This is a genomic window from Vibrio sp. ED004 (genome assembly GCF_023206395.1).
In the GTDB taxonomy this organism is placed as follows: Bacteria; Pseudomonadota; Gammaproteobacteria; order Enterobacterales; family Vibrionaceae; genus Vibrio.
Genome location: NZ_CP066149.1, coordinates 3,209,006 through 3,227,066, shown reverse-complemented (window position 1 = coordinate 3,227,066; position 18,061 = coordinate 3,209,006). Strand labels below are relative to the sequence as shown.

Below are 18,061 nucleotides of genomic sequence, written 5' to 3'. Positions count from 1 at the left end.
CGGAGTGTGGTCACACAATTCACTATACCCCATAGGTAGTAGGGTCTCTTACACGTAAAGTATGCGCGTCATTATAATTAATAAAAACAAACACCTTATGCGCTCAACAATCACTTTTAAAATCCTTGTGGCCCTCGCCATCGTGTTCACTTTTTTGCTCGCGATATCGACCTATTTTCAATATTCACAGCAAAAACAACTTGTTAATTCAGTGTTGAGTGAACAGCTTCACGATAAAGCGAGTAACTATTTCGATAGTCTCAATATGATGATGCTGACTGGTACCATGGCACAGAAAGAAACCCTGCGTCAGAAAGCATTGGCACAAGAAGGTATTGAAGATGTTCGTGTATTACGCGCTGATGCTGTGAGCAAACTCTACGGCCCGAGAAATGACAACCAAACACCCGTTGATGATATTGATAAACGTGCGCTAGCGGGTGAAACCGTCATCGAGCCATTCTCAGCTGATTGGGGTAAAGGCTTAGTGATTGCCCTGCCAATGAAGTCGAGCGAAAACTATCGTGGCACCAATTGTGTGGCATGCCACATGGCGCCAGAAGGTGAAGTGTTAGGTGCTATTCGCTTGGAGTACAACCTTAGCCACGTTAATTCGTTGATTAACACTCAAACCATGGCCGCGATTGGCATTATGGCGGTGATCTCCTTTGCGGGTTTTGTACTGACGATGGGGCTGATTCGTAAGATCATTGTTCGCCCTCTTCAACAGACTTCTCGTTTTATGACGCAAGTTAGCAGCGACAAAAACCTATCAACCCGCTTACCCGAACAAAGCAAGGATGAGATTGGTACACTCGCCAATTCGATTAACTCCTTCATGGGCACAGTTTCTGACAGTTTAGAGAAGGTACAAGATACTTCGCACAAACTGAATGCATCTGCCAACCAACTGACCAGCGTTGCACAAATTACAGAACAAGCGGCGAGCGATCAGCAACATGAAACGGCAGAAGTACAAAACAATGTTGAAGGGATACAGGCTCAACAGGTTAATGTAGAACAAGCGACGTTAACCGCGTCAGAACTCATTAATCACACCGCCGATGTGGCCTGCAAAAGTGCTAACCAAGCTCATGATGCAAGCAGTGAAATAAAGAACCTAGTGACCAGCATTGAAGAAGTTAAGCACAAAATTCAGACACTCAACGAGCAAACCGGAGAGGTATCTTCAATATTGAGCGTGATTCGAGGCATTGCCGACCAAACCAGCCTTCTTGCATTAAATGCTGCGATTGAAGCAGCTCGTGCGGGAGAACAAGGTCGTGGGTTTGCTGTGGTTGCTGATGAAGTTCGTCACCTAGCATCAAGAACGGCAGAAGCAACAGGCAGTATCGAATCGATTATCCATCAGTTCCAGCAAGGCAGCGAAGAGTCATTAAACTCGGCAGACCATGTTTGCGAACAAGCACATCAAAGCTCAACAGATATCGATGCACTTTCGACTGAAATGAATGGTGTCGTCGAAGAGATGGAACAAGTGCTAGCTCACGCACAGAATATTCAACAACAGACGCAATCCACCACACACGCTACCCAAGATGTGCAGCAAAAAGTTGAGACCATTACCTCTCATGCCGATAATACGTCGCAATCTGCTGGTGAAACTCGTGGGATCAGTAATGACTTAGAAGAACTGTCCGATCACCTTGAGTCACTGATTAATCAGTTTACTTTGTCGAGTACAAAGAAGAAGTCATAGATCGTCTACAATAAAAAGCGCTCAACCATGAGCGCTTTATCTTCCTAGCTATGTCTAATTAAGGTGTTCACGTAACCTTAGAGCATGACTAGTGCGTAATGGAAACCGCGGTTAAGTCTTTATGCTTGTGATACATCGCGTGTTTGACTATGAGATTCGCACTCACTCTATCCATTCCTGAGACTTCAACGTAAGCGCCCTTTTTACGGAACTTAAACACGACCTTATCAAGCGCCTCAACCGAAGTGTTATCTAGGAACGAAGCATCCGATATATCGATGGTCACTAAAGAGGTCGCGTTGTCATAATCAAATAGATCAACAAACGCATCTGAAGAAGCAAAAAAGACATGCCCTTTTACTCGGTGGATAGTGTGCAGTTCGTTAGTCACGACTTCATCGGATATAAAGACCATGGATTTACTGGCATGTGCATAAAACAGAGCCGATAACACCACGCCAACCGCGACACCTATCGCTAAGTTATGGGTAAACACCACCACCGCCACGGTCGCTAACATGGTTACATTAGTTGGAAGTGTGTGGTCTTTAAGCTCGACAATAGAACGCCATGAGAATGTACCGATAGAAACCATAATCATCACAGACACTATAGCCGCCATCGGTATCAGCTTTAACCAATCCGAAACAAACACCACCATTAATAACAAAACAACTCCGGCTATCATGCTGGACAATCGGGTTAAGCCGCCTGATTTAATGTTAATGATCGACTGACCAATCATCGCACAACCCGCCATACCACCAAATAGTGAAGCCACGATGTTCGCAACACCCTGCCCTTTACACTCATTGTTTTTATTACTTTCAGTATCTGTCAGATCATCGACTATGGTCGCTGTCATCAAGGATTCCAATAAGCCAACCAGAGATAGAGCAATCGAATATGGAAGGATGGTTGCAAGCGTATCGAACGTGAATGGAATATTGGGAATCAAAAACACAGGCAGTGAATCGGGAAGCTTGCCCATATCGCCAATCGTTCTGACATCTAAGCCGAACAACAAACTAATGATTGTCAGGGTAACAATCGCGACCAATGGAGAAGGTATTGCACGACCAAACTTGGGAAAATAAGGAAGCAGATAAATGATCGCCAAACCCAAAACGACTAATACGCAAACACTTGAAGGGACATTGATCAGTTCAGGGAGCTGGGCCATGAAGATTAGGATGGCGAGCGCGTTAACAAATCCAGTAATCACCGATTTGGAAACGAAATTCATCAAGTTACCAAGCTTGAGATACCCAGCCGCGATTTGAATGACACCAGCAAGAAATGAAGCTGCGAGTAGATATTCTAATCCGTGCTCTCTCACTAAGGTGACCATTAATAGCGCCATCGCGCCTGTAGCACCGGAAATCACTCCCGGACGACTGCCAACCAACGCAGTGACAACACAAATACAGAACGAGGCATAAAGCCCTACTTTAGAGTCAACGCCTGCAATAATTGAAAATGCTATGGCTTCAGGGATCAATGCGAGTGCGACCACAATCCCAGATAATGAATCTCCTTTAACGTTTGATAACCAGTGTTTTATTAAATAATTAAGCATGTAATTCTCTTTTACTTGTACAGCCAGTCCTGCCTTGTTCAGACATAATTTGATCGACTGTTTTTCTTGAATGAGCGAGCGCTCGAAAAATGCGGGTGTAGAGAGAATGCAGGGGTTAAGGCGGCGTAATTAACACGTAGATATTAAACTCCTCTTGTTGTTTTAGTGGGGAATTAAGAAGATGATAAAGCCCAATATGACTGAATCCGCGCCAATATAGAGCGAGTATCGATGCAATCACACTCCCATTATTGAAAACAAAGGTTTCGATTACACCTTATTCATTCAATACTCCACATTAGGTTAAAAAGTAAGGCGCGCGCTAAGATCGAACAAAAAACACACCCTCAAACGGTTTTATCGTCAGTAGACACAATATTTCTTTCACCAAGCAAGAATAAAGGTTGAAGCTGTCGTTATGACAGGTAATATGTTCAATCGATTTAAAAAGTTTATACAACTTAATGTTTCGGCTATTTATTGTGCAGATGTATGTTTATTTGCGGCAATGTCAGAGACTTTAAGTTGAATTTGTCCCTCAATGGAGAATGAAATCAACATGACTTACGCGCCTGTAACAGACGTACTTGGCGGCAAGCTAGCGGTAGACAGTGAAGTAACTGTTCGCGGCTGGATCCGTTCACGTCGTGATTCCAAAGCTGGAATCTCTTTCCTTGCCATTTATGACGGCTCTTGTTTCGACCCGATTCAGGCCGTGGTTCCTAATAATCTTAATAATTACGAAAACGAAGTATTAAAGCTAACCACTGGCTGCTCTGTTGAAGTAACGGGTAAGATTGTTGAGTCTCCTGCGAAAGGTCAAGACTTCGAACTAGCAGCAACTGACGTTAAAGTTGTTGGTTGGGTTGAAGACGCTGACACTTACCCAATGGCTAAGACACGTCACTCTATCGAATACCTTCGTGAAGTTGCTCACCTACGCCCACGTACAAACGTGATCGGCGCAGTAGCACGTGTACGTAACTGCCTATCTCAAGCGATTCACCGTTTCTACCACGAGCAAGGTTTCTTCTGGACTTCAGCTCCGCTTATCACTGCATCTGATGCAGAAGGCGCAGGTGAAATGTTCCGTGTTTCTACGCTAGACATGGAAAACCTACCACGCACTGAAAAAGGCGACGTAGACTTCAACGAAGATTTCTTCGGTAAAGAGACGTTCCTAACAGTATCTGGCCAACTTAATGCTGAAGCTTACGCTTGTGCACTAAGCAAGGTTTACACGTTCGGTCCTACGTTCCGTGCTGAAAACTCAAACACAAGCCGCCACCTAGCTGAGTTCTGGATGGTTGAGCCTGAAGTTGCGTTTGCAGACCTTAACGATGTAGCGAAACTGGCTGAAGACATGCTTAAGTACGTTTTCGCTGCTGTTCTTGAAGAGCGCCGCGACGACCTTGAGTTCTTCGCTTCTCGCATCGACAAGCAAGCAATCACTCGTCTAGAGCAATTCGTAGACGCTGATTTCGCACAAGTTGACTACACTGACGCAATCCAAATCCTACTAGACTCTGGTAAGAAATTTGAGTTTGACGTTGAGTGGGGCATCGACATGTCTTCTGAGCATGAGCGTTACCTAGCTGAAGAGCACTTTAAAGCGCCTGTTATCGTTAAAAACTACCCGAAAGACATCAAAGCTTTCTACATGCGCTTAAACGACGACGGCAAAACAGTTGCAGCTATGGACGTACTTGCACCAGGCATCGGCGAAATCATCGGTGGTGCACAACGTGAAGAGCGTCTAGACATTCTAGACGAGCGCATGGTTGCTATGGGTATCGACCCTGAGCACATGAGCTGGTACCGCGACCTACGTAAATACGGCACAGTGCCACACGCTGGTTTCGGCCTTGGCTTCGAGCGTCTAGTATCTTACGTAACTGGTATGGGCAACGTTCGTGACGTTATCCCGTTCCCACGTACACCACGCTCTGCAAACTTCTAATTCGATACGTAATCGAAGTTAAAAGTTAAGAACAAATAAAAACCTCCGCAATGCGGAGGTTTTTTTATATTCGGAATAAAACGAGACGACGGCTGTTTCTGCGTACCACCATCTGAGATTCGTAATTCAAAGACTAATCCACATCTTGGTCGATAGCGTATTTTATTGCGAGACCGCAGATTGCCATCATAACGAATGGGATAGCGGCAGTGGTGTATTCCGCCCACGCCATATCAGCGAATGCTTTTGCCAGCAGTACGTGCCCGAGAATAAGCAGAAGCGCACACACAATAGCAACGATGATTAGCTTAACTTCGTTTCCCATGGTCATTTTCAACATAACGGTATCTCCAATATTTAGTCTACCGTCATTGAATCACAACTCTCTGCTCTATAAGGCGTACAGTTACGTCACAAACAACCCGTACAGTTGCAATCATTTTCTTTTTTATGGGCAACTTAAGGTTTTACGAGTGCGTAAGTTGATGAGCAAGCTTGCCTAGTAAGATCAGCGCCTGTTCTTTCTCTTCGGTAAGCTCGTAAGAGAAGTTCAACCGAATTGCGTTGTCTACCCTGCCCTCTTCACTAAACAAGTCTCCTGATGCAACACTGATGCCTTGGGCTATCGCTAACTGATGGAATTGCTGACTGTCGAATTTGGGAGCGAACCGAATCCAAATGAAGTAACCACCGGCAGGCTCTTCAATCTCGATGGAATGCGGGAAGTACTGTTTAAGCACACTAATAAAGCGCTCTTTTCTGAGCAACAGGTTTTTACGCAGTTTACGAAGGTGATTGTCGTAGCTTTCATGAGTGAGAAAGTGGGCAACACCGAGCTGGACAGGCGTACTGCTTGATAGCGTAGAAAGAAGCTGAAGCTTTTGAATGGCATCGTTGAAGCGTGTGTTGACTACCCAACCGACACGATAGCCGGGGCAAAGGCTTTTTGAATAAGATCCACAAAGTAAAACAGAATCGGTCTTATCAAAGGCCTTAAGTGGCTTAGGTTTATGCCCTTCGTAATAAAGATCACCATAAACATCATCCTCAATAATACAGGTATTGTATTGCTCGGCAATTTCAACAACGCGGCGCTTTGCTTCTTCCGTAAGGCTGGTTCCAGTCGGGTTTTGGAAAGTCGTCATTAACCAACACGCTTTCACGTCTTGTGTTTTTAAGGCACTTTCAAACTGTTCGATATTCAGTCCTTTAATTGGACAAACATCCACTTCAATAGGGTTAAGCCCTAACCTCTCAACAGCCTGCAAAGCTCCATAGAACGCAGGTGACTCAATCACCACATTGTCACCAGATTTAGTGACCGTTTGTAGACTCAAGTTCAACGCTTCCATCGCGCCTGACGTAATCACAATATCTTGATGATTAACCGTAATGCCCTGCTGTAGATAACGCTGTGCTATCTGCCTTCTTAAAGATTCGCTTCCCGGTGGCAGATTGTTAATCACACTGGCCCCCGTCATCTTCCTACCAGCACTGGCTAGGTTACGAGTCAAAGTCGGTAAAGGGAACAAGTCTGGATCTGGGAACGCTGAGCCAAAAGGAATCACACCCTCAGCAGAGCTAGATTTCAAGAAGTCGAATAAGCGATCGTTGATGGCTTTCTTTTCAGGCGCTGATGGCAGATCATAATCAACACCATCCACTCTTGGCGCCACGAAATAACCCGACTGAGGTTTAGCGATGATCCAACCTTCACTTTCAAGCAGTTGGTAGGCTTGTAAGACAGTACTATTGCTGACGTTGTAATTGCGACAACTCATGCGTACAGAAGGGATCTTCTCTCCTGAACGCCATGTGTTATTAGCGATCTGAGTTCGAATATCCTTTGCAAGCTCTTCATAACGCGCCATCTAATTGTACTACCTAGAGAAATTTTGTTGGCCGGAGATTTTATCACTAACGCCATCAACTATTGCTGCTATCCATATGATTGCACCTAATTTCTATAATTGTGTGAATTGGTTCACAGATAACTTTGTAAGCTTTGCTAAGTTTGTACCCAAGGCAGGAGCTAAGTTGGCTTTCTGCCTCAATAATTTGATGTAATCCAAAAACATGCGAGATAACAATGAAAAAAATAGAAGCAGACCAATTAAGTTATAAAGGAGAGTCAAACGGTGTTCATAGTTGGACAACACCGAGCGGCCAACCATACTACTGGCATCCAGACTGGCTACACATTGCGGAAGACGCAACGGGCTCACATCCAAAACAGAAACTCGATGTAGACCAAGACCAAGCACCAACAGAAAAGCACGCGGTGTCTGCAATTCTAAAACACATTAACCAATGGGCAGCTGATAAATTGGCGTCGCACCCTGAGATTGAAACAGGCTCAATTGAAGCTGAAATTAATCTGAAAAAGTGATTCGGTGTACTGGCTTTCGCGAGCTTAGCCACTCGCGATTCCAGTAATCACATCGACGGAATAGCCTCGTATCTCAACCGAGGCTATTCAAACCTCTTCATAATAACGCTGTAATAATCCCCACCTAGCTAACAAAAACCCAACACCAACCACTTTCTTGTATCAATCCACGAAAGCTATCGATAGAATTTCCGGTCTTATTCACATCAGTTATACAAATTACATGTAATTCAACAAATCGTGAATCAGTAAAGTTGTATAGATCTATAAAATTGCATGAATCTATACAAGTTATGTAGATCTAAAAAACAAATTTTTGAACCTGAGAATAAAGGCTTATTGATGGATAATACGAACTACAATCAATCACTAACGACTAAGTTATATCTCATTGCTGGCGTGCTATTTGGGACTTATGGCAGTAGAGTATGCCCTATGCTCGAAAGCTTAACGACTTTAGAGATTTTTACTCAAGTTAGTATTGTCTTCGTCTTACTTTGGCTGGTCCGTCATTACCTATTAGCGCAACACACTTTAGTCAAACAAGGTCGGTTTGCTCAGCTTGATACCCTACTGTTTTTTGCTGCAAGTGTCCCTTTCGCGCTCTATTACAACCTAAGCTACGAATTCACCATTGATAGCAATTTGAAAGTATTGTTCGGCATGAGCTTATTTGGTTTCTTTACTGGAACGATTCTTCAATTAAACGCCAAGCTCAATCAAATGGATAAGATGGAAGCGACGGGTCAGTTTGATTTCCAATTGATTGGAGAAAGAAGCTCTCTGGTAAAGCAGATGATTAGCTTGGTGATGGTGCTTTTAGTGACACTCACAACCATGTTAACAATGATTGCTGTTAAAGATATTTTCTGGCTAGAGCACAACCCAGATCGTTTGCTCGATGGCACAGGCAAGATCAGTGTGATTAAAGAGTTTATTTATCTTGCGTTAGTACTGGGTGGTTACGCGATCACCATCATGACACTGTGGAGCAAGCTGATTAAACGCATTCTGCTTAGCCAAGAGTGCGCATTGAACAAGGTAACCAATGGCGAGCAAGGTGTTCGCTTACCTATTTTCGGTTACAACGAGCTAGGTTCAATGGCCTCAATGACCAACACCATGCTAGATAGCCTAGAGACGGCGCAAAACGAAGTGAAAACCACACGCGACGTTGCGATTGTCAGCCTATCTGCGCTTGCCGAATCGAGAGATAATGAAACAGGCGCACACATCCTTAGAACTCAAGAATACGTTAAGGTACTCGCTCAGGAGCTTAGCAAGTCTGAAAGACACTCTACCCTGTTAACTCCAAACTATATCGAACTACTTTATAAGTCTGCGCCACTGCATGATGTCGGTAAGGTTGGTGTTCCTGATAGCGTGTTATTGAAACCGGGAAAATTGACTGATGAAGAGTTTGAAATAATGAAAGGTCACCCAGCGATTGGCGCAGAAGCCTTATCTATTGCAGAGAAGCAACTGGGAAGCAGCTCTTTCTTGAGAGTGGCCAAAGAGATTTCCCTGACTCACCACGAAAAATGGAATGGCTGCGGCTACCCAAATCAACTGTCTGGTGAAGATATTCCACTATCGGGCCGTTTAATGGCATTAGCCGATGTTTATGATGCACTCATTTCGAAGCGCGTCTACAAACCAGCCTTTACTCATGAGCAAGCTAAACAGATCATCTTAGACGGCAATGGGACGCATTTTGACCCGCAAGTTGTCGACGCATTTCTGGCGGTTGAACAAGCGTTTGTTTCGATAGCGGCAACCTATAAAGATGGCAAAAACATCGCTAGCGAACTCGAGCGAGAAAGCCTTGTTGCTCAGCCTGCATAATCCTTTCAAAAACCACTAACTTCTTGCACCCTATAGGTTAATCCGTAGGGTGTTTTGTTATCAAATACCCTCTTTAGTCAATAAATTTGATTGAAATGGATTTTTTTTGGTCTTTCTGTTCACTTCGTATTGTCTTAAAAATTCCATACAGGTATAACTACCCATAGATACTATCCCCTCTCAATTGACATGGATGAAGATTATGTTTGAAAAAGTGTTAGCTGCTCCCGCCGATCCTATCCTCGGCCTTACTGAAGAGTTTAAAAAAGACTCTCGTGCAGAGAAAATCAACCTTGGTGTTGGAATCTACAAAAATGAAGATGGTCAAACGCCAGTACTTAAAACAGTAAAGAAAGCAGAAGCTGCACTTCTTGAAAACGAAAAAACCAAATCTTACCTAACGATTGAAGGTACAGCTGAATATGGTCTAGCGGTTCAGAAACTTCTTTTCGGTTCAGATGCAGAGATCGTAACATCTCAACGCGCTAAAACAGCACAAGCTCCAGGCGGTACAGGTGCACTTCGCGTAGCGGGTGAGTTCATCAAACGCCAACTGGGTGACGTGAAAATCTGGATCAGTAACCCAACTTGGGCTAACCACAGCGGCGTTTTCGCTGCTGCAGGTATCGAAACAGCTCAATACAGCTACTACAACGCTGAAACAAAAGACAAAGACTTCGCAGGCATGGTTGCTGACCTAGAGAAAGCTTCTGCAGGCGACATCGTTCTTCTTCACGGCTGCTGTCATAACCCAACAGGTATCGACCCAACAGCTGAAGAGTGGGAAGTACTGGCTAAACTTGTTGCTGAGAAGAAACTGCTTCCTCTATTCGACTTTGCTTACCAAGGTTTTGCAAAAGGCGTTGAAGAAGATGCTGCTGGCCTACGTGTTTTTGCTCAGTACAACAAAGAAATCCTAGTAGCGAGCTCGTTCTCTAAGAACTTCGGCTTGTACAACGAGCGTGTTGGTGCATTCACACTGGTTGCTGAATCTGCAGACGTAGCAACAACAGCGTTCTCTCAAGTTAAGAGCATCATCCGCTCAATCTACTCTAACCCACCAGCGCACGGTAGTGCTGTAGTAACTCACATCCTTGGCGATGCTGATCTACGTGCTGAATGGGAAGCAGAAGTAGCGGAAATGCGTGACCGTATCCAAGAGATGCGTGAGCTATTCGTAACAACACTGAAATCTGAAGGTGTTGATGCAGATTTCACATTCATCGAGCGCCAAAACGGCATGTTCTCTTTCTCTGGCCTAAGCAAAGAGCAAGTAACTCGTCTGAAAGATGAATTCGCTATCTACATTGTAGACTCTGGCCGCATCAGCGTTGCTGGTATGACTAAGTCAAACATGGGTCCTCTATGTAAAGGTATCGCTGCGGTTCTTTAATCGTAAAGCTATATCTGTATTTGCAGACAAGAACCTGCATTTACAAACCAATAGATATGCAAAAGCCAGCGATTAAGCTGGCTTTTTTGTACCTGTCTATAACGTATTGGGTTTAACTAAGTTAGTACTCTAGGAAGAACTCAACACCTAACTCATTCGTTCTTTCACTTACACCCGTGCTGCCCTCGCCATCCCGGTGTTGGTAGGAACCACCAATCGCAAATTTGTTGGTCACCAGATAACGTAAACCTAGGTGGTAAATCTCTTCATCGAACAAATCACTGCGGTTCACCTGCACGCTGCCATTGGCAATCCAGCGCTTTGCAAAACCATAGTTAAGCTCGGCTTTTACACCTTGGACAAATTCAGTGTCCGATTCTAAAGTTTCATTAGTGCTGTTAAGCTCAACCTCGCCTTTGGTAACACCCAACAAGTAAGAAGCCACAATATCCAAGTCTTTCTTAATACTGTAACGATACCCAGCCCCTGCCATTAAGGTATCAATTCGAGTCGTGCTTTCATCAGGGTGAATAAAGCGAGCGCTATAATCACCGAGCAACAACCAATCATCCGTCATGGTGTAACTCACCCCTAAACCAAACGACGAGGCGTTATTATTACCACCCGCATCTTCATTCAAACTGCCCGAATGAGCGGTTGCGTATATATGGTCATAATCAAGAATATCCACACCGTCAGTGGCTGCCCACAAACTTGGAGAAAACATAAAAACTGCAGATACAAAACTAAGCTTCCACTTCGACATTCCTATCATCCTTAAACTGTCACTCCATTAATTGAAAGGTTAGTCTATCCCTAAGACTTTAAAAAGGTTTTAGCTCACAGATTGATTTGTGACGGCAAATTATTATCAAATGTTGTACCATGAAATCATACAAACTAATGGATGATCATTATGGATGCTGAGTTATTAGAGATTCAAAACTTTCTGGCACAATACCCCCCTTTCACAGAACTCCCTGAGGAGATGTTGGCGAAAGTGACCAGTAGCGTGGAAATTTCTTATTACCGCCAAGACACACCCATCATTCACTTTGGTGACCAAATTCATGACCTCTACATTGTTCGAAGCGGCGAAGTAGAAGTCTACCGCCGTAAAGGCGAACTCTATAACCGCCTGGATGAAGGCCACCTGTTTGGCCAAATGGGTCTGCTGACCAACAACAAGGTTCGTTTCCCAGTAAAGGCGACCGAAGATACTCTTCTCTACTGCATTCCTGAGCCAATTTTCCAAGAGCTCTACGACAACTACGACTCCTTTGCGGATTTCGTAGAAGTAGAAGATAACGCCCGTCTTCGTCAAGCAAACTCAAGTAATAACGATGCCAACGATCTCACGACATCCAAGGTAAAAACGCTACTGACTAGCGAAGCGCCGATGATCGAGAAGAGTCGTACGATTCAACAAGCCGCAACAATGATGGCCGAAGACAACGTCTCTTCTTTGCTGATCATCGACCCAGAAATCGTTGAAGATGATGAAGATGACTCAACACCCGTGATCGGCATCATCACCGACCGAGATTTATGTACTCGTGTACTTGCTGAAGGCCTAGACCCATCTGATGAAGTCTCTAGTGTTATGACGCCTGAGGTTATCTCACTCGACCACAATGCTTATGTTTACGAAGCCATGATGACCATGCTTCGCTATAACGTGCACCACTTGCCAGTGCTTAAAGATAAGAAGCCAATCGGTATTATCGAAGCGACTGACATCGTCCGTTATGAGTCTCAAAACTCGCTGTTACTGGTAAGTAGTATCTTCCAACAGCAAAGTATCGAAGATCTGAAAGTGCTTTCCGAGCAAGTGAAAGACAGCTTTGTGCGTTTGGTTAATGAAGATGCCAATGCTCACATGGTAGGTACCGCAATGTCGGTAATTGGTCGTAGCTTTAAGCAGCGTATTATCGAGTTGGGTGAAGAGAAGTTAGGTAAATCGCCAATTCCATACTGTTTCCTTGCGTTAGGTTCGATGGGACGTGACGAGCAGCTACTGGTTACCGACCAAGATAACGCCATCATTCTTGATGACACATACGACGAAGCAAAACACGGCAAGTACTTTGAAGAGCTTTCAAAGTTCATTTGTGACGGCTTAGACCAGTGTGGTTATGTTTACTGTACTGGCGACATCATGGCAACCAACCCAACTTGGCGTATGACACGTCGACAGTGGGAAGAGTGCTTCGCCGATTGGATTGATGATCCAAACCCGAAAGCCTTGTTGAACGCTTCTATCTTCTTTGACTTAGATGGTGTCTATGGCCGCTTAAAATGGGCTGAGCAACTGAACAGCTTCATTGTAAGACGAGCACGTAAGAACAACCGTTTCCTAGCGTGTCTTGCTCGTAACGCACTCAACCGTACTCCACCGCTAGGCTTCTTCAAAGATTTCGTGATGGAGAAAGATGGCCGTCATAACAACTCGATCAACCTTAAGCGTCGTGGTACTGCACCGCTGGCAGATCTCATTCGTGTTCACTCTTTGGCTGTCGCGTCTCGTTCGAAGAACTCTTTTGAGCGTTTGGATGACATTATCGACGCGGGTATTCTTCCAAAAGGCAGAGCGCAAGATCTGAAAGATGCTATGGAATTCATCTCTTTGGTTCGTATTCGTCACCAAGCGCACGACGTTGATAACAACGTAGAACCTGATAACAACATTGAACCGGAGAACCTGTCTGACTTCGAGCGACGTAACCTGAAGGATGCATTCCAAATATTAAGTAATGCGCAGAACTTCCTTAAGTTCCGTTACCAAGCTAGCAACAAGTTTAAGTAGGGCCTATGAACAAACTATTTAGATCACCTGCGGTTGACTGGCCATTTAAGTTTGCTCAAAAGCTTGAGCGCGCGAGAGATGAACGCTTAAAGTATTTTTATAGCCAGCCTCTTCCTGCGCCTGATACGCCAATTTCAGAAGTGACCTTCTTGGCGGTCGACTTTGAAACAACGGGGTTAAACCCAAACAAAGATGGCATTATTACTATTGGTCTAGTGCCGTTTACGCTCAATCGCATCTACTTGCGACAGGCGAAACACTGGACTCTGAGGCCAAAGCAGAAGTTGGAAGAAGAGTCCGTGGTGATTCATGGCATTACTCACAATGACATCATTGATGCGCCCGATCTTAGCGAAGTGCTAGACGAAATTCTTGAATCGATGGCGGGACACATCCCAGTCGTTCACTATCGTCGTATCGAGCGTGACTTCTTAGATAACGCTCTGAAGGTACGACTTGGTGAAGGGATTGAGTTTCCAGTGCTCGACACACTAGAGATTGAATCTCAAATCCAGAACAAACTGGCGGGTGGCTTGTGGAACAAACTGAAAGGTAAGAAGCCAGCGTCTGTAAGGCTTGGACAGAGTCGTCGTCGGTACCACCTACCCGACTACACACCGCATCACGCACTAACCGATGCTATTGCGACTGCAGAGCTGCTACAAGCGCAGATCGCTCATCACTTTGACTCTGAGATGCCGTTGAAGAGTTTCTGGCTCTAATTGAATTAGGTAAGCTAGACATAAGTGACCTAAACACAAAGCCCACTAACTTCCATTCGTGGGCTTTATTATTTTACCATCCGAGCTTATTCTGCTGTTGGCCCAACTAATCGCATTTCCCAGTCTTCAACTTTGCCTGATTCAAGGCGACGAGCAACGAGCGCCCCCCAAGATTCAACCAGTGGCAATTCCGTCATCTGACTCAGCAGCTCTTTATCTAAGCTTCCTGTGAACACTGCGCCCATAATCCGAGCGAGCGACCAATCTGGATAAGGTCTTTCACACAGAGTAATCTCATCTCCTTCTCCAATGTCACCTTCCTCTAATACACGGAAGTACCAACCTGTGCGAAGCGTGCCTTGCAACCTTCTCGCCATGTCATTTTGTTGGAATCGTACGTTAAGCTTCCAACAAGGCATACGCCCCTGTGAGACTTCCAACAATGTCGAGCCGATACGAACCTTATCTTTCAAGCAAATCGATTCTTCGGTTATGCCCATTGAACTAATATTCTCGCCGAATGCACCTGCAGATTGGAAGATCGCTTTGTCGCCCAGTTCTTCAGCCCAAACTGGGTAATGTTCACTTGGGTAGATATGAAGCGCTTTTTGAATGCCACCATGAAAGCGAGGGTCGCCTTGCTCATCATTCGTGAAACCTAGCTCTGTTGCGTGCTGACGCTCCGATAAAACCTGCTTATCAATAGCACTGTTTGCTCCATGTGCAAAAGCTACGGTCTTGCCTGCCAATACACTGTTTACTACGCCTAATTTCTTCATATCCCTTCCTTCTTACTGGAAACTCTCTTACTGAAACATACTTGTTGAACTGCATGAAATAGTACGACACTGCTACTCGGCTTCATTCATATTGCCGAGCATGATAGCCTAGTCACGCCACGTCAGAATAGGGACATAAGGACAGTTAACCATGCTAACCCGCCAAATAGATTCTCACTCAGAAGTAATGACTTCAAATGAGATGATGGTCGCCCATCCTGAATCACCTGCATTAGTGAAGACCATCGACATGCCCAAGGGCTATATCGATGCAATGCACCAACATACGTGGCATCAAGTGATATTTCCAATCAAAGGTCTATTACAAACGAAAACCGATCATTATCAGCATCTAGTGCCTCATACTTCTGCTTTGTTTGTACCCGCGGGTATTCAACATGAGTCTATCGCTTTAAGCCATACGACGTTTGTCGGCGTCTATCTCAATCCTGCTTTCGGCACAGAATATGAACCTCAAGTTCGAACCATCACATTGACGCCATTTTTAAATGAGCTATTGCAGGAGATCCGCAGGCAGTGCGAAGGGTTAGTGAGTGATGACGAGGTGTCGCGGTTACTCTCGGTATTGCACGACCAGATCATGAAAGACAATGTTCAGACCTTTCAATTGTTGCTACCCGAAGACAGACGCTTGAAGCTTATATTTGAAGCGCTAACAGAGACACCAACGTTGGATTTGTCGCTAAAGGAATGGGGAGAGAAAGTCGGAGCATCGGAACGAACCTTGTCGCGTTTATTCTCAAAGGAATTCAACACGTCATTCCAACGTTGGCGACAACAAATCCGACTGATTTACTCATTGTCTTTATTCGATGAAGAGCTCTCAATCCAGAGTATTGCTGACCAAGTCGGCTATCAAAATGACTCGTCTTACATCAAAGCGTTTAAGGCGACGTTTGATGTCACACCACAGCAGTTTCGCTTTAATGGTCGCAAAAGGTAGTGCGAGCCGACTATTTGCCTTCTGTCGATAGAGCTTGATAATAACGGCGCTTTTGACGGTACATATCTTCATCCGCTTGAGAGAACAAATGCTCAACGTCTGTTGAGTCACTTGATGCGACACCAACAGAGAACCTGACAGGAATAGAGATTCCCGTTTTGGCCTCGATTGTCTGTTGCTCCTGAGCAATGTACAACTGCTCAGCCATCTCTGCGACATTGAGCGAATTCGACTCACCAGACGTTAAGGTAAGCACCGCGAATTCATCTCCACCCAAACGATATAGATTACTGACAGGTGTTAGTTCGTGGCTAATTACATCTACACAGCGCTGTATCAACTCATCCCCCGACTTCATGTCCATGGACATCATTCGTCGTTTTTAAGCCATTAATATCAATAATGATCAAAGAAAGCTGATTTTGATTGTCGTTAATGCTTCGTTTACTGAATTCGAGATCTTCATTAAAAGCTTTACGATTCAAACAACCAGTCGGAATGTTAATCCGTGTAATATTTTCGAGCTCTAGCCAACCGGCTAACTGTTTTTGGTACATATCAAAAATCAGAAGATCTTCTTCACTGAGTAGATCAAATGAACTTGAACAAAAATACCCAATTGCCGCCCCCTGTGAGTCACGGAGTATCAAGTCAGCCTCGCTAGTTCGGTTAAAATGAAACTTAATTGAATCTTGAGCAAGTAATGCCCTTAACTCTTGATCGATCATTTGAGGAATCAACCGATATTCAGCCGCCTGTCTCGATGATGCAAATTGCACGATCTTCAAAATACGATGCTTCTGGGATTCTTCACGTGCGAGCGAATACGTTAACTTGCTGGTTTTCTCTTCAACTAAGTCCTCTAGCTGGACATTAAATCTTTCGAGTTTATCGTTGCTTTCGGTAAGCTCACGGACTTGGTACTGTATACGACCCCACATAGTTTCCAATAAACGACTCAATGTGACGAACTCTGTAAAACGATGTTCATCCACACTGTGAGTCGGTGACTGGTTATGCGAATACGACTTAACAGATTCAGCCAACAGGTTTAACTGCCCTGAGAACCAGCGGATAAGGAACAGAGCAAACACAATCGCGATGGCAAGCGTCGCCACCAATATTCTGACAAAGACCACCTGAGCTTGTTGCATCTCTAATAAGCGCGCACTGTCAGAAATATGATGTTTGACGTTCAACACCAATTTGTCGGTAAATAATTTACTGTCGATAGAGATAATATTCGCACTTTGTTCAGAAGGTTGAGCATCCGTTGAATCAACATAGTTGAACTCAACCGACTCATTATGATACAGGAAAGGCGTCACTTTAGTGTTGAGCCTGTCATACCCCATAAGAACCACAAGATAACCCTGCGGCGTGTATGTAGAACCTTCAATCAAACGATAAGGTAAAATCGGCGCGACGAAAGCGATACCGGCAGTGGCATTATCCGCCAACTCAGTTTCGGTAAACTCGGTGTGGAACAATTTCCCTTGTCCATAAACCGATTGAGGACGCTTCAGGCGTTCTAATAACTGGCTCTGCTCAAAGTGGTATAAGCTACCTTTACTGTCATAAATGGGCTTCCAGTTTTGGTCCAAAATATAGGTCGCGGACACACTCTCCGCTAACGCATTGAAGCTATCCATCTTGTCCCAAACAACGCTCGAGAAAAAGATATTGCCACCAGCTTTAATCAGTGATCGGTCTTGCGAATACCATTGGGTTAGGCTAGCCGTAAGCTTGATTTGCTCTTGTACAGTTTGACGAATACCTGTCGTAGAGTTGTCCAGCTTGGTTTCTTTTTGCTCTAAAGAACTTTGGTTTTGTTTATTAAGAATCAACTGTCCCGCTAGGTAAACAGGGAGCATTGAGCAAGCCAGCAACACCAAGCCCATGGT

The 18,061-nt window shown here is 44.5% G+C and carries 13 protein-coding genes and 1 pseudogene; 8 read left to right on the top strand and 6 right to left on the bottom strand.

Annotated features, from left to right (window positions below):
* Window positions 1–97: 97 nt before the first annotated feature.
* Window positions 98–1,720 (top strand): methyl-accepting chemotaxis protein, encoded by a 1,623-nt coding sequence (locus ITG10_RS14525; protein ID WP_026084353.1) that lies wholly within the window; start codon window positions 98–100, stop codon window positions 1,718–1,720.
* An 88-nt stretch (window positions 1,721–1,808) separates the two neighbouring features.
* On the opposite strand, the gene ITG10_RS14520 is transcribed toward ITG10_RS14525, so the two are convergent.
* Entirely contained in the window at window positions 1,809–3,299 is a 1,491-nt protein-coding gene (locus ITG10_RS14520; RefSeq protein WP_248386459.1) for a SulP family inorganic anion transporter, read from the bottom strand.
* Window positions 3,300–3,858: 559 nt separating this feature from the next.
* Between ITG10_RS14520 and asnS the strand changes: the two genes are divergently transcribed.
* On the top strand, window positions 3,859–5,259 hold the full coding sequence (asnS, locus tag ITG10_RS14515; RefSeq protein ID WP_017630351.1) for an asparagine--tRNA ligase: 1,401 nt from the start codon (window positions 3,859–3,861) through the stop codon (window positions 5,257–5,259).
* A 133-nt stretch (window positions 5,260–5,392) separates the two neighbouring features.
* Here the strand turns inward: asnS and ITG10_RS14510 are convergent, their stop codons facing one another.
* Together ITG10_RS14510 and ITG10_RS14505 are read right to left on the bottom strand one after the other, a co-directional pair.
* A complete protein-coding gene (locus ITG10_RS14510; RefSeq protein WP_004734707.1) occupies window positions 5,393–5,599 on the bottom strand; it encodes a hypothetical protein in 207 nt (68 codons plus the stop codon).
* A gap of 127 nt (window positions 5,600–5,726) precedes the next feature.
* On the bottom strand, window positions 5,727–7,130 hold the full coding sequence (locus ITG10_RS14505) for a PLP-dependent aminotransferase family protein (protein ID WP_017630350.1): 1,404 nt from the start codon (window positions 7,128–7,130) through the stop codon (window positions 5,727–5,729).
* Between the two features lie 218 nt (window positions 7,131–7,348).
* Here ITG10_RS14505 and ITG10_RS14500 point away from each other — a divergent pair, with 218 nt between their 5' ends.
* The 3 genes from ITG10_RS14500 (at window position 7,349) to ITG10_RS14490 (ending at window position 10,886) form a co-directional block, all read left to right on the top strand.
* Window positions 7,349–7,648 carry a hypothetical protein gene (locus ITG10_RS14500; protein WP_004741582.1) on the top strand — a complete coding sequence of 100 codons (300 nt, stop codon included), beginning with the start codon at window positions 7,349–7,351 and terminating at the stop codon, window positions 7,646–7,648.
* Between the two features lie 342 nt (window positions 7,649–7,990).
* Window positions 7,991–9,493 carry an HD domain-containing phosphohydrolase gene (locus ITG10_RS14495; RefSeq protein ID WP_017630349.1) on the top strand — a complete coding sequence of 501 codons (1,503 nt, stop codon included), beginning with the start codon at window positions 7,991–7,993 and terminating at the stop codon, window positions 9,491–9,493.
* Between the two features lie 202 nt (window positions 9,494–9,695).
* The gene (locus ITG10_RS14490) at window positions 9,696–10,886 is read left to right on the top strand and encodes an amino acid aminotransferase (RefSeq protein WP_017630348.1); all 1,191 of its coding nucleotides are present in this window, start codon (window positions 9,696–9,698) and stop codon (window positions 10,884–10,886) included.
* 121 nt (window positions 10,887–11,007) lie between these two features.
* Here the strand turns inward: ITG10_RS14490 and ITG10_RS14485 are convergent, their stop codons facing one another.
* A complete protein-coding gene (locus tag ITG10_RS14485; RefSeq protein WP_017630347.1) occupies window positions 11,008–11,652 on the bottom strand; it encodes an outer membrane beta-barrel protein in 645 nt (214 codons plus the stop codon).
* Window positions 11,653–11,802: 150 nt separating this feature from the next.
* Between ITG10_RS14485 and ITG10_RS14480 the strand changes: the two genes are divergently transcribed.
* Window positions 11,803–13,692, top strand: coding sequence for a DUF294 nucleotidyltransferase-like domain-containing protein (locus ITG10_RS14480; protein WP_017630346.1), 1,890 nt, complete (start codon window positions 11,803–11,805; stop codon window positions 13,690–13,692).
* A 5-nt stretch (window positions 13,693–13,697) separates the two neighbouring features.
* Window positions 13,698–14,414, top strand: coding sequence for a 3'-5' exonuclease (locus tag ITG10_RS14475; RefSeq protein WP_017630345.1), 717 nt, complete (start codon window positions 13,698–13,700; stop codon window positions 14,412–14,414).
* Between the two features lie 86 nt (window positions 14,415–14,500).
* Here ITG10_RS14475 and ITG10_RS14470 read toward each other — a convergent pair whose 3' ends face one another.
* Window positions 14,501–15,193, bottom strand: coding sequence for an MOSC domain-containing protein (locus ITG10_RS14470; RefSeq protein ID WP_017630344.1), 693 nt, complete (start codon window positions 15,191–15,193; stop codon window positions 14,501–14,503).
* A 151-nt stretch (window positions 15,194–15,344) separates the two neighbouring features.
* On the opposite strand from ITG10_RS14470, the gene ITG10_RS14465 reads away from it, so the two are divergent.
* Entirely contained in the window at window positions 15,345–16,157 is an 813-nt protein-coding gene (locus ITG10_RS14465; RefSeq protein WP_017630343.1) for a helix-turn-helix transcriptional regulator, read from the top strand.
* Window positions 16,158–16,167: 10 nt separating this feature from the next.
* On the opposite strand, the pseudogene ITG10_RS26320 reads toward ITG10_RS14465, so the two are convergent.
* A pseudogene (locus ITG10_RS26320) lies at window positions 16,168–18,058 on the bottom strand (GGDEF domain-containing protein).
* Between the last annotated feature and the right edge of the window lie 3 nt (window positions 18,059–18,061).